Raw genomic sequence first — 12437 nt, forward strand, 5'->3', positions numbered from 1 at the left:
GCGGCACTCCCTACTTGTCGAAGCGAGGTTGGTCCTGCGGGGTGCCCTGGCCCTGCTCGATCGCCGGGGTCGGCGCAGCCGAACCACCGGAGAGCTCGGCCTTCATCCGGGCGAGCTCCAGCTCGACGTCGGACCCGCTGGACATCCGCTCCAGTTCGGCGGTGATGTCGTCCTTGCGCATCCCGGTCGGGTCGTCGAGCGCGCCCGAGGCGAGCAGCTCGTCGATCGCGCCGGCCCGCGCCTGCATCTGCGCGGTCTTGTCCTCGGCCCGCTGGATGGCCAGGCCGACGTCGCCCATCTCCTCCGAGATACCGGAGAAGGACTCGGCGATCCGGGTCTGTGCCTGGGCGGCCGTGTAGGTGGCCTTGATGGTCTCCTTCTTGGTCCGGAAGGCGTCCACCTTGGCCTGCAGCCGCTGGGAGGCCAGCGTGAGCTTCTCCTCCTCGCCCTGCAGTGCCTGGTACTGCGTCTCCAGGTCGGCGACCTGCTGCTGGATCCCCGAGCGGCGGGTGAGCGCCTCGCGGGCCAGGTCCTCGCGGCCGAGCGAGAGCGCCTTGCGGCCCTGCTCCTCCAGCGTCGACGACTGCTTCTGAAGCTGCTGGAGCTGGAGCTCCAGGCGCTTGCGGGACGTCGCCACGTCCGCCACTCCACGGCGTACCTTCTGCAGCAGTTCGAGCTGCTTCTGATACGAGTAGTCGAGTGTCTCGCGCGGGTCCTCCGCACGATCCAAGGCCTTGTTGGCCTTGGCGCGGAAGATCATTGACATCCGCTTCATGATTCCGTCGCTCATGGGCCTCGCGCGCCCCCTTCTCCGGACTGCCGGTTCTCGATCCCAAGACTACGGGGCGCGGAGGGTTCACCGCAGCGCACCGGACTGCAACAAGAGTGCTACAGCGGCACGGGACGGGCCTCATCCGTGCGAGGGATTACCGTCGACGCCGTCTCGCCCTCAGGGCGGAGCCGGAGCTGAGGGTGTCCCCGGGCCGGATCCTTTCCCGCAGGGGCTAGGGAATACACCTTCTGACCACGTACTCTTGGCCGTGTGTTCCGACGAAGCTCCCAGGATGCCCCCGCCGACGCCCCGCTGATCGAGCTGGACGCGTCCGCCCGCCCCGAGGCCGAGGCCAAAAAGGGCCGCCCCACACCCAAGCGCAGCGAGGCCGAGGCCAGCCGCCGCGGCCGCGCCTACGTGCCCCAGGACCGCAAGGAGGCCGCCAAGGCCGCCCGCGACGAGCGCAGCGCCGCCCGCGAGCGCCAGCGGCTCGCGCTGCTGCGCGGCGACGAGGCCGGCCTGCCGGCCCGCGACCGGGGTCCGGTGCGGCGCTTCGCCCGCGACTACATCGACTCGCGGTTCACCGCGGCCGAGTGGTTCCTGCCGCTGGCGGTGATCGTGCTGGTGCTGAACGTGCTGCCGAACCCGTCGCTGAAGGACATCTCGCTGCTGATCTGGCTGATCATGATCGTGCTGATCGTGCTGCACTCGGTGCTGCTCAGCATGGGTCTGCGCAAGCAGCTGGCACAGCGGTTCCCGGAGAAGAACACCAAGGGCACGGTCGCCTACGCGCTGATGCGCTCGCTGCAGATGCGCCGGCTGCGCCTGCCGAAGCCGCAGGTGAAGCGAGGGCAGAAGTCCTGATCGAGACGTACAGCCACCCGGGTCACCTGCCGCAGCAGCGGCACGGCGGTTTCGACGCTGCCTCCGGGACCTGGCTCTCGGGCCTCAGCAACCTGCGCAACGTCGTCCGGCAGGAGCTGGTGGCCAGGCAGCTCGCCGAACAGGTCGCCGAGCACTTCGCCGAGCGGCTGCTGGACGGGCCGCCGCTGCGCGTCCTCGACGCCGGCTGCGGGCAGGGCACCCAGGCCGTGCGGCTGGCCCGGGCCGGCCACCTGGTCACCGGGCTCGACCCGGACCCGGTGATGCTCGGTGCGGCGCAGAACGCGCTGGCCGGCGAGGCCCACCAGGTGCGCTCCCGGGTGAAGCTGCTGACCGGCGAGGGCGGCGACTGCGGACGCTGGTTCGGGCCCGGCAGCTTCGACGTCGTGCTCTGCCACGGCGTGCTGATGTACCTGCCCGAGGCCGACCCGATGCTGGCCTCGCTGGCCCGGGTGCTGGCGCCCGGCGGCATGCTCTCGGTCCTGGTCCGCAACGGCGACGCGCTCGCCATGCGGGCCGGCTGCGCCGGGGACTGGGCCGGCGCCATGGAGGCCTTCGGCGGCGCCCGCTACGTCAACCGGCTCGGCATCCCCACCCGGGCCGACCGGCTGGAGCCGCTGGTCCGGACGCTCACCGAGATATCGGTACCGCTGCGGCGCTGGTACGGGGTCCGGGTCTTCACCGACCAGGCGCCCGACGACGCCCAGCCCCCGGCGGACTCCGCCGAGCTGGCCCGGCTGCTGGAGGCCGAGGAGCAGGCCGGACGCACCGACCCCTACCGCTCGGTGGCCGCGCTGCTGCACCTGGTCGGCACCCGCCGCGGCTGAACGGGTGGACGGGCGGCGCGGCAGGCGTAGGGTCTGATCATGGAGTTTCGTCACCTCGGCCGCAGCGGCCTGATCATCAGCGAGATCGCGTACGGCAACTGGCTGACCCACGGATCCCAGGTGGAGGAGGACGCGGCGGCAGCCTGCGTCCGGGCCGCCCTGGACTCCGGGATCACCACCTTCGACACGGCGGACGTCTACGCCGAGACCCGCGCCGAGGCCGTCCTCGGCCGCGCCCTCAAGGGCGAGCGGCGCGAGGGCCTGGAGATCTTCACCAAGGTCTTCTGGCCGACCGGCCCCGGCCGCAACGACCGCGGCCTGGGCCGCAAGCACATCATGGAGTCCATCGACGGCTCCCTGCGCCGGCTGCAGACCGACTACGTCGACCTGTACCAGGCCCACCGCTACGACCCCTCCACGCCGCTGGAGGAGACCATGACGGCCTTCGCCGACGTGGTCCGCTCGGGCAAGGCCCTCTACATCGGCGTCTCCGAGTGGACCGCCGAGCAGATCCGGGCCGGGCACGCGCTGGCGCAGCAGCTGAACATCCAGCTGATCTCCAACCAGCCGCAGTACTCCGCGCTCTGGCGGGTCATCGAGGCCGAGGTGGTCCCGGTCTCGGAGGAGCTGGGCCTGGGCCAGATCGTCTGGTCCCCCATCGCCCAGGGCGTGCTGACCGGCAAGTACCTGCCCGGTGCCCCGCTGCCGGCCGGCTCGCGGGCCACCGACGAGAAGGGCGGCGCCAACTTCGTCGGCCGCTTCCTCCAGGACGACGTGCTGGAGCGGGTGCAGCTGCTGCAGCCGCTGGCGGCCGAGGCCGGGCTGTCCTCGGCCCAGCTCGCGGTGGCCTGGGTACTGCAGAACGCCAACGTCTCGGCGGCGATCATCGGCGCCTCGCGTCCGGAGCAGGTCACCGAGAACGTCAAGGCGGCCGGCGTGAAGTTGGACGACGCGCTGCTCAAGCGGATGGACGAGATCCTGGCCCCGGTCGCCGAGTTCGACCCGGCGAAGACCGCGGCCAACTCGCCGAAGACCCGCCCCTGACCGACCCGGCACCACGCCGGAGGGCGGCCGTCCCCCAGGGGGCGGCCGCCCTCCGGCGTCGTCCGACGACTACTCGGCGTGCAGGTTCATCGGACCGTAGATCTTCTCGCCGTCCTCCAGCAGCACGACCTGGTCGATGCCGCCCTCCAGGAGTTCCTTCCAGGTCTCGCCGACCCAGGACTCGGCGTCGCCCTGGGTGGGGAACTCCTCCGTCCCGTTCGGCGCCGCCACCGTCGAACCGTCGGCCTTCTCGAACCGCCACGTCCACACCATGTTGGAACTCCTTCTGCGCGCGCTGCTCCGTTCACGCAGACTACCCATCCGCTCAGGCGGCGTACGCCAGTGCGGGGAAGCCGGACGCCGGTTCGGCGCCGGGCGCGGCCGAACCGGGCTCGGTGACCGGGGCGACCGAGACGGCGACGGTGACCCGGGCGACCCGGCCGTCCTCGTCGGTCAGCCGGTAGCCGAAGCTGTCGGTCCCGGTGAAGCCGGGCGCCGAGGTGTAGACGGCGGTGGCGTCGTCGCTGAGCACCACCCGGCCGTGCCGGGGACGGCCGAACAGCGAGACCCTGACCCCGGCGCCGGTGCCGGTGCCGAGCAGGTCGATGGCGACCGGGCTGCCGGAGACGGCGTCGGCGCGGTCCTCGGAGTCCGGGGCGAGGGCGATCGGCACGGCGGTGGGGAGGATCATCCGCAGCCGGCGCGGCTCGGGTCCGGGCTTGGCCCACACCCCGACGCCCGCCCGGCGGACGGGATCGACCGCGGCCTCCGCGATCCTGAGGGCATTGGCACGACGCTGACGGCTGACGGCGTTCATCTGTCTCCCCTTCCCGAGGTCCTGGCCTTCCGGTGGTCCTGGCCTTCCGGTGGACCGGGCTACTGAAGCCTAAGATCTCAAGAAGATAACAAAGCTCCAAATCCGACTTTTATCCGCTGCTGATACCGCTACGGCGGGCGGCGGGCGGTACGGCAGAATGCCGGGCATGCGGATCTTCCTGGAGCGGTCGGACGACGGCAGCCGGCGCCTCGGCCTGGCCTTCGGCCGGCCCGTGCCACCCCGGCGGACCCTGGTCCTCGGCGGGGCCCGCTCCGGCAAGTCGGTCACCGCCGAGCGGATGCTGGCCACTGCACCGGACGTCCTCTACGTCGCCACCGGCGGCACCCGCGACGGCGACGCCGAGTGGGCGCAGCGGGTCGCCCTGCACCGGGACCGCCGCCCCGCGCACTGGCGCACCGCCGAGACCTGCGAGTTGGAGCCGCTGCTCGCCGCCGGGGGCGGCCCGCTGCTGGTCGACTGCCTGGCACTGTGGCTGACCGCCGCCATGGACGAGTGCGACGCCTGGGACGACGCGGCCTGGGCGGCCACCGGCGAGCGCCGGCTGCGCGCCCGCACCGGGGCGCTGACCGCCGCCTGGCAGGCGACCTCGCGACGGGTGGTCGCGGTCAGCAACGAGGTCGGCAGCGGCGTCGTCCCGGCCACCGCGTCCGGACGCCGGTTCCGCGACGAGCTGGGACGGCTGAACGCGGGCATCGCGGCCGCCTCCGAGCAGGTGCTGCTGGTCGTCGCCGGGCAGCCGCTCGCGGTGAAGGGGCGCTGCGCGTGAAAGGGCCGGGACGGTAACGTTCCGCCGGTGAGCACCTTCGACAGCGACAGCGCCCTGAACCTCGACGAGTTCTCCGCGTTGGTGGCCCGGCCCGACGACGAGTACCGGCAGGCGGCCGAGGAGCGGTGGGCCGCCCTCGACCAGCCTCGCGGCTCCCTGGGCACGCTCCAGGGCCTCGGCGGCTGGCTGGCCGCCGTCCAGGGACAGTGCCCGACCAGACCGATCGAGCGGGCCAAGGTCGTGGTCTTCGCCGCCGACCACGGCATCGCCGAACTGGGTGTCTCCGCGCTGCCGCCCGGCAGCACGGTCCGCCGGGTGCACGCGGTGCTGGACGGCAGCGCCGCCGTCTCGGTGCTGGCGCAGCGCTTCCAGGCCGGGGTCCGGGTGGTCGACATGGGCGTGGACGCCGATCCCGACGAGTTCCCGGCCGGTGTGAGCACCCACCGGGTGCGCCGCGGGTCCGGCCGGATCGACATCGAGAACGCGCTCACCCGGGAGGAGGCCGAGGCGGCCTTCCGGGCCGGCATGGCCGTCGCCGACGAGGAGGCCGACTCCGGCACCGACCTGGTCGTCCTCGGCGACCTCGGGGTCGGCTCCACCACCGTCGCCGCCGTGCTGATCGGCGCGCTCTGCGGCAGCGACGCCGCCGCCGTCACCGGGCGCGGCTCCGGCATCGACGACCGGGTGTGGATGGTGAAGTGCGCGGCGATCCGCGACTCGCTGCGCCGCGCCCGCCCGGTCCTGGCGGACCAGCTCGACCTGCTGGCGGCGACCGGCGGCGCCGACTTCGCCGCGACCACCGGCTTCCTGCTGCAGTCCGCGCTGCGGCGCACCCCGGTGCTGCTGGACGGCGTGGTTTCGGCCGCCTGCGCCCTGGTGGCGCAGCGGATCGCGTTCCGGGCCCCCGAGTGGTGGCGGGCCGGCCAGGCGACCGGCGAGCCGGCCCAGGCCAAGGCGTACGACCGGATGAGCGTCGAACCGCTGCTGGACCAGCAGGTGAGCCTGGGTGCGGGCACCGGCGCGCTGATGGCGCTGCCGCTGCTGCAGGCCGCCTCCACGCTGCTGGCGGAGCTGCCGCTGGCGCCGGTCGACCAGGCCTAGCCGCCGATGCCGGACGGGCCGACCTCCACGCCGGACCGGCCGGCCTCGGCGGCGGACGGGCTGCGCTTCGCCTTCGGGACCCTGTCCGTGCTCCGGGTCCCGGTCCGCCGCTGGGACCGGCCGACGGCGGGGCGGGCGATGCTCTGCGCCCCGCTGGTCGGGCTGGTGCTGGGACTGGTCGCGGCGGCGGCGGGCGCGGCGCTGTCCTGGCTGGGCGGCGGAGCGCTGCTGGCCTCGGTCGCCGTCGTCGGCGTGCTCGCGGCGCTGACCCGCGGCCTGCACCTGGACGGACTGGCCGACGTCGCCGACGGCCTGGGCAGCAACAAGCCGCCGGAGGCGGCGCTGCGGATCATGAAGGCCTCGGACATCGGGCCCTTCGGGGTGCTGGTGCTGCTGCTGGTGATGCTGGCTCAGATCGCGGCGCTGGAGCGGGCGTTCGAGGCGGGCACGGCCCAGGGGGCGTGCGGCGCGGTGCTGGCCGCCGCGGTCGGCCGGGCCGCGCTGCTGCTCGGCTGCCGCACCGGCGTCCCCTCCGCCCGCCCCGACGGCCTGGGCGCGACCGTCGCCGGGACGGTGCGCACCGGATCCGCGCTGGTGGCGGCGGTGCTCACGGCGGCGGCGCTGGCCGCGGCCGGCTGGGCCACCGGCGGCCACGGCGGTCACGGCGCGCGCCTGGCGCTGGCCGCGCTGCTCGCCCTGGTCTGCGGGCCGGTGTGTTCTTCGCTGCTCCTGGCCCGTTGCGTGCGACGCTTCGGGGGGATCACCGGCGATGTCCTGGGTGCGATGGTGGAGACCTCGGCGACCGCCGCCGTGGTGCTCTGGGCCCTGTTCGCCGCCTCCTGACGCCGACCGACAGGCTTCTGACAGTCCGACATGCCGCGTGACACCACAAGCTGTGGTGACTCGAACCCCCCTGGGGGGCGCGGCTTTCCAGCATGCGGACTACCATGCAAGACGAGGTGCCCGGACCCAGTCGTGGCACCGCGAACCCTCGCCTCCTCAGCACCCGGCCGAGGACCGCATACAGAACAGGACGCATTACGTGACTTCAGTGTCTCTGAGCACCTCCGCGGCCAACGCGCTGCGCGCGGACGCCGTCGTCGTGGCGGTGGCCAAGGGCCCCAAGGGCCTCGTCCTCGCCCCGGGCGCCGAGACCGTCGACGAGGCGTTCGACGGCAAGCTCGCCGCCGTCCTCACCACCCTGGGCGCCACCGGGGCCGAGGGCGACTCCGTGAAGCTGCCGGCCCCGGCCGGCGTCAAGGCTTCGCTGATCCTGGCCGTCGGCCTGGGTGACGCGACCGAGGGCGACGCCTTCGACGCCGAGGCCCTGCGCCGCGCCGCCGGCACCGCCGCGCGTGCTCTCCACGGCTCCAAGAAGGCCGCCTTCGCGCTGCCGCTGGCCGACGCCGCCGCCGTCGAGGCAGTCGCCCTGGGCGCGCTGCTCGGCGCGTACACCTTCACCGCGTTCCGCAGCGAGGCCGCCCTGGCCGGCGGCAAGGACCCGCTGGCCGAGATCGCCCTGGTCGGCGCCAAGCGCGGGGACAAGGCGAACAAGGCCGCCGTCGACCGGGCCACCGTCGTCGCCGAGGAGATGAACCGCACCCGCGACCTCATCAACACCCCGCCGAACGACCTCTTCCCGAAGTCCTTCGCCGACATCGTCACCACCGTCGGCAAGGAGCACGGCCTCAAGGTCGAGGTGCTGGACGAGAAGGCGCTGACCAAGGGCGGCTTCGGCGGCATCATGGGCGTCGGCATCGGCTCCGCGCGCCCGCCGCGCCTGGTCAAGGTCGCCTACACCCACCCCAAGGCCAAGCAGACGCTCGCCTTCATCGGCAAGGGCATCACCTACGACTCGGGCGGCATCTCGCTCAAGCCGGCCGGCCACAACGAGACCATGAAGTGCGACATGTCCGGCGCCGCCGCCGTGTTCGCCGCCGTGGTCGCGGCCGCCCGCCTCGGGCTGCAGGTCAACGTCACCGGCTGGCTGGCGCTGGCGGAGAACATGCCCTCGGGCTCGGCCACCCGCCCCGGCGACGTGCTCAAGATGTACGGCGGCAAGACCGTCGAGGTGCTGAACACCGACGCCGAGGGCCGGCTGGTGCTGGCCGACGCGATCGTCCGCGCCGGCGAGGAGAAGCCCGACGCGATCGTCGACGTGGCGACCCTGACCGGCGCCATGATGATGGCGCTGGGCAGCCGCACCTTCGGCATCATGGCCAACCAGGACGACTTCCGGGACAAGGTCTTCGCCGCGGCCACCGCCGCCGGCGAGCAGTCCTGGCCGATGCCGCTCCCGGCCGAGCTGCGCAAGGGCATGGAGTCCCCGACCGCGGACATCGCCAACATGGGCGACCGGATGGGCGGCGGCCTGGTGGCCGGCCTGTTCCTGCAGGAGTTCGTCGCCGAGGGCATCTCCTGGGCGCACCTCGACATCGCCGGACCGGCGTTCCACGAGGGCGCGCCCTACGGCTACATCCCCAAGGGCGGCACCGGCTCGGCCGTGCGCACCCTGGTCCAGCTCGCCGAGGAGGCTTCGGCCGGAGCTCTGTAGCACCCCGGTCCCGACCGGTTCGAGGGGCGGCCCGCGCGGAATGCGCGGGCCGCCCCCGGCGTTCGCCATGAGCGCAACCGCACGGGCATCCGAGTGATGAGTGGACCGCAGGGCACCGCTGAGCGGGCTCACCGCGTCCACAGAGCGACCCGGGACATCATGCGGTGTGAACAAGTGCGAGGATGTATATCCGGCACGACTGGTCTCCCCACAAGGGAGTACCCAACCCCGGCCGGAGATCGACCGGGACGATCCGCACCCCTTTTGCATGGAGGACGTGACGTGGCGAACGACGCCAGCACCGTTTTCGACGTTGTCATTCTCGGAGGCGGAAGCGGCGGATACGCCGCCGCGCTGCGGGCGGCCCAGTTGGGGCTGCAGGTGGCCCTCATCGAGAAGGGCAAGCTCGGCGGTACCTGCCTCCACAACGGCTGCATCCCGACCAAGGCTCTGCTGCACGCGGGAGAGGTCGCCGACCAGACCCGCGAGAGCGCGGGCTTCGGCGTGAAGGCCACCTTCGAGGGCATCGACATCCAGGGCGTCCACGCCTACAAGGACGGCGTCATCGCCGGCCTGTACAAGGGCCTGCAGGGCCTGGTGGCCAGCCGCAAGATCACCTACGTGTCCGGTGAGGGCCGCCTCTCGTCCCCGACCACGGTGGACGTCAACGGCGAGCGCTACACCGGCCGCCACATCCTGCTGGCGACCGGCTCCGTGCCGAAGTCGCTGCCCGGCCTGGCCATCGACGGCGACCGGGTCATCTCCTCGGACCACGCGCTGACCCTGGACCGGGTCCCGCAGTCCGTGATCGTGCTCGGCGGCGGCGTCATCGGCGTCGAGTTCGCGTCGGTCTGGAAGTCCTTCGGGGCCGAGGTCACCATCATCGAGGCGCTGCCGCACCTCGCCCCGCTGGAGGACGAGAACTCCTCCAAGCTGCTGGAGCGGGCCTTCCGCAAGCGCGGCATCAAGTTCGAGCTGGGCGCCCGCTTCGCCGGTGTCGAGTACACCGCGACCGGTGTCCGCGCCTCGCTGGAGAACGGCAAGCAGGTCGAGGCCGAGCTGATGCTCGTCGCCGTCGGCCGCGGCCCGGTCTCGGCCGGCCTGGGCTACGAGGAGGCGGGCGTCGCGACCGACCGCGGCTACGTCCTCGTCGACGAGTACATGCAGACCAACGTCCCGACCATCTCCGCGGTGGGCGACCTGGTCCCGACCCTGCAGCTGGCGCACGTCGGCTTCGCCGAGGGCATCCTCGTCGCGGAGCGGCTGGCCGGCCTCAAGGTCGTCCCGATCGACTACGACGGCGTGCCGCGCGTCACCTACTGCAACCCCGAGGTCGCCTCCGTCGGCATCACCGAGGCCAAGGCCAAGGAGCTGTACGGCGCGGACAAGGTGGTCGTCGCCAAGTTCAACCTGGCCGGCAACGGCAAGTCGAAGATCCTGAAGACCGCCGGCGAGGTCAAGCTGGTCCAGGTCAAGGATGGCGCCGTGGTCGGCGTCCACATGGTCGGCGAGCGCATGGGCGAGCAGGTGGGCGAGGCCCAGCTGATCTACAACTGGGAGGCCCTGCCCAACGAGGTCGCCCAGCTGATCCACGCGCACCCGACCCAGAGCGAGGCCCTCGGCGAGGCCCACCTGGCGCTGGCCGGCAAGCCGCTGCACAACCACGACTGACGTCCCTCGCACCGCGTCCGACCCGGGGGCTGCCCCCGGAGCCCCAGGGCCACCCATCCGCACGCACCACAAGGAGCAACTGAAACCATGGCGGTCTCAGTAACACTGCCCGCGCTCGGCGAGAGCGTGACCGAGGGCACCGTCACCCGCTGGCTCAAGGCCGAGGGTGAGCGCGTCGAGGTCGACGAGCCCCTGCTCGAGGTCTCCACCGACAAGGTCGACACCGAGATCCCGGCGCCCGTGTCCGGCATCCTGGCCTCGATCAAGGTCGCTGAGGACGAGACGGTGGAGGTCGGCGCCGAGCTGGCCGTCATCGACGACGGCACCGGCGCGCCCGCGCCGGTCGCCGCACCCGTGGCCGCGCCGGTCGCCGAGCCGGCGCCGGTCGCCGCCGCTCCGGCCCCGGTCGCCGCGCCCGCCCCGTGGCCGCCGCGCCCGCCCCGGTCGCCGCCCCGGCTCCGGCCGCCGCCCCGGCCGCGCCGGTCGCCGGCACCCCGGTGCTGCTGCCCGCCCTGGGCGAGAGCGTCACCGAGGGCACCGTCACCCGCTGGCTCAAGGCCGAGGGCGACACCGTCGAGGCCGACGAGCCGCTGCTCGAGGTCTCCACGGACAAGGTCGACACCGAGATCCCGGCCCCGGTGTCCGGTGTCCTGGTGAAGATCAGCGTCGGCGAGGACGAGACGGTGGAGGTCGGCGCGGAGCTGGCCGTCATCGGCGTCGCCGGTGCCGCCCCCGCTGCCGCCCCGGCCCCGGTCGCCGCTGCTCCGGCCCCGTCGCCGCCCCGGCACCGGCCCCCGTGGCCGCTGCTCCGGCGCCGGTCGCCGCGCCCGCCCCGGTCGCCGCGCCCGCCCCGGCCCCGGTCGCCGCCCCCGTGGCCGCTCCGGTCGCCGCCCCGGCCCCGGTCGCCGCTGCCCGGCCCCGGTCGCCGCTCCGGCCCCCGTGGTCGCTGCTCCGGCCGCGCCGGTCGCCGACGCCGGCGACGCCTACGTCACCCCGCTGGTCCGCAAGCTCGCGGCCGAGCAGGGTGTCGACCTGGGCTCGCTGGAGGGCTCCGGCGTCGGCGGTCGCATCCGCAAGCAGGACGTCATCGCCGCCGCCGAGGCAGCCCGCGCCGCCGCTGCGGCCACGGCCGCCCCGGCCGCCGCCGCGAAGGCCCCGGCGACCATCGCCGAGGCCTCGCCGCTGCGCGGACAGACCGTCAAGCTGACCCGGATGCGCAAGGTCATCGCCGACAACATGCTCAAGGCGATGCAGACCACCGCGCAGCTCACCACCGTGGTCGAGGTGGACGTCACCAACATCATGCGGCTGCGCGCCAAGGCCAAGGCGGGCTTCCAGGCCCGCGAGGGCGTCAAGCTCTCGCCGATGCCGTTCTTCGTGAAGGCCGCGACCGAGGCGCTCAAGGCGCACCCGGTGGTCAACTCCACCCTCAACGACGCCGAGGGCACGATCACCTACCACGCGACCGAGAACGTCGGCATCGCGGTGGACACCGAGAAGGGCCTGATGGTCCCGGTCATCCACGACGCGGGCGACCTCAACATCGCCGGCATCGCCAAGAAGACCGCCGACCTGGCCGCCCGCACCCGGGACAACAAGGTCAAGCCGGACGAGCTGTCCGGTGGCACCTTCACCGTCACCAACACCGGCTCGCGCGGGGCGCTGTTCGACACCCCGATCTTCACCCCGCCGCAGGTGGCGATCCTCGGCATCGGCGCGACGGTCAAGCGTCCCGTCGTGATCGAGAGCCCGGAGCTCGGCACCACCATCGCCGTCCGCGACATGGTCTACCTGGCCCTGTCGTACGACCACCGCGTGGTCGACGGCGCCGACGCCGCCCGCTTCCTGGGCACCGTCAAGGCCCGCCTGGAAGAGGGCGCCTTCGAGGGCGACCTCGGCCTGTAAGGCCACCCCGCACCACGGCACCACCCCGCTGCCCCCGTCCCGCCCCGGCGAGACGGGGGCAGCGGTGCGTTCGGGGA

At 73.3% G+C, this 12437-nt stretch carries 10 protein-coding genes and 2 pseudogenes; 9 read left to right on the forward strand and 3 right to left on the reverse strand.

Annotation, left to right across the window (positions count from 1 at the left end):
• Positions 1-10 precede the first annotated feature (10 nt).
• Positions 11-775, reverse strand: a complete 765-nt coding sequence (locus BS75_RS09505) for a PspA/IM30 family protein (RefSeq protein ID WP_081982211.1) — start codon at positions 773-775, stop codon at positions 11-13.
• 267 nt (positions 776-1042) lie between these two features.
• Between BS75_RS09505 and BS75_RS09510 the strand changes: the two genes are divergently transcribed.
• The 3 genes from BS75_RS09510 (at position 1043) to BS75_RS09520 (ending at position 3525) form a co-directional block, all read left to right on the forward strand.
• The gene (locus BS75_RS09510) at positions 1043-1636 is read left to right on the forward strand and encodes a DUF3043 domain-containing protein (RefSeq protein WP_034087903.1); all 594 of its coding nucleotides are present in this window, start codon (positions 1043-1045) and stop codon (positions 1634-1636) included.
• 119 nt (positions 1637-1755) lie between these two features.
• Positions 1756-2481, forward strand: coding sequence for a class I SAM-dependent methyltransferase (locus tag BS75_RS09515; RefSeq protein ID WP_034087904.1), 726 nt, complete (start codon positions 1756-1758; stop codon positions 2479-2481).
• 39 nt (positions 2482-2520) lie between these two features.
• Positions 2521-3525, forward strand: a complete 1005-nt coding sequence (locus BS75_RS09520; RefSeq protein ID WP_034087905.1) for an aldo/keto reductase family protein — start codon at positions 2521-2523, stop codon at positions 3523-3525.
• 69 nt (positions 3526-3594) lie between these two features.
• Here the strand turns inward: BS75_RS09520 and BS75_RS09525 are convergent, their stop codons facing one another.
• Together BS75_RS09525 and BS75_RS09530 are read right to left on the reverse strand one after the other, a co-directional pair.
• Positions 3595-3798, reverse strand: coding sequence for a hypothetical protein (locus BS75_RS09525; protein WP_034087906.1), 204 nt, complete (start codon positions 3796-3798; stop codon positions 3595-3597).
• 52 nt (positions 3799-3850) lie between these two features.
• Positions 3851-4342 (reverse strand): Ig-like domain-containing protein, encoded by a 492-nt coding sequence (locus BS75_RS09530; RefSeq protein WP_034087907.1) that lies wholly within the window; start codon positions 4340-4342, stop codon positions 3851-3853.
• Between the two features lie 211 nt (positions 4343-4553).
• Here BS75_RS09530 and BS75_RS09535 point away from each other — a divergent pair.
• From BS75_RS09535 to sucB, 6 genes and pseudogenes are all read left to right on the forward strand, one after another.
• Positions 4554-5129 (forward strand): annotated as a pseudogene (locus BS75_RS09535) (bifunctional adenosylcobinamide kinase/adenosylcobinamide-phosphate guanylyltransferase); the annotation flags it as partial.
• A gap of 27 nt (positions 5130-5156) precedes the next feature.
• On the forward strand, positions 5157-6230 hold the full coding sequence (cobT, locus tag BS75_RS09540) for a nicotinate-nucleotide--dimethylbenzimidazole phosphoribosyltransferase (protein WP_034087908.1): 1074 nt from the start codon (positions 5157-5159) through the stop codon (positions 6228-6230).
• A gap of 6 nt (positions 6231-6236) precedes the next feature.
• Positions 6237-7073: an adenosylcobinamide-GDP ribazoletransferase gene (locus BS75_RS09545; protein WP_042439308.1), complete on the forward strand. Its 837-nt coding sequence runs from the start codon at positions 6237-6239 to the stop codon at positions 7071-7073.
• 199 nt (positions 7074-7272) lie between these two features.
• A complete protein-coding gene (locus BS75_RS09550; protein WP_034087909.1) occupies positions 7273-8784 on the forward strand; it encodes a leucyl aminopeptidase in 1512 nt (503 codons plus the stop codon).
• 282 nt (positions 8785-9066) lie between these two features.
• Entirely contained in the window at positions 9067-10455 is a 1389-nt protein-coding gene (lpdA, locus tag BS75_RS09555; RefSeq protein ID WP_034087910.1) for a dihydrolipoyl dehydrogenase, read from the forward strand.
• An 87-nt stretch (positions 10456-10542) separates the two neighbouring features.
• Positions 10543-12360: pseudogene (sucB, locus tag BS75_RS43260) on the forward strand (2-oxoglutarate dehydrogenase, E2 component, dihydrolipoamide succinyltransferase).
• Positions 12361-12437: the final 77 nt, after the last annotated feature.

Source organism: Streptacidiphilus albus JL83 (assembly GCF_000744705.1).
Lineage (GTDB): Bacteria > Actinomycetota > Actinomycetes > Streptomycetales > Streptomycetaceae > Streptacidiphilus > Streptacidiphilus albus.

What these genes read in the sequence shown, in the direction of transcription:
- BS75_RS09505 (WP_081982211.1), bottom strand. Translation starts at nt 775, where the DNA reads ATGAAGCGGATGTCAATGATCTTCCGCGCCAAGGCCAACAAGGCCTTG.
- BS75_RS09520 (WP_034087905.1), top strand. Translation starts at nt 2,521, where the DNA reads ATGGAGTTTCGTCACCTCGGCCGCAGCGGCCTGATCATCAGCGAGATC.
- BS75_RS09525 (WP_034087906.1), bottom strand. Translation starts at nt 3,798, where the DNA reads ATGGTGTGGACGTGGCGGTTCGAGAAGGCCGACGGTTCGACGGTGGCG.
- BS75_RS09530 (WP_034087907.1), bottom strand. Translation starts at nt 4,342, where the DNA reads ATGAACGCCGTCAGCCGTCAGCGTCGTGCCAATGCCCTCAGGATCGCG.
- BS75_RS09545 (WP_042439308.1), top strand. Translation starts at nt 6,237, where the DNA reads ATGCCGGACGGGCCGACCTCCACGCCGGACCGGCCGGCCTCGGCGGCG.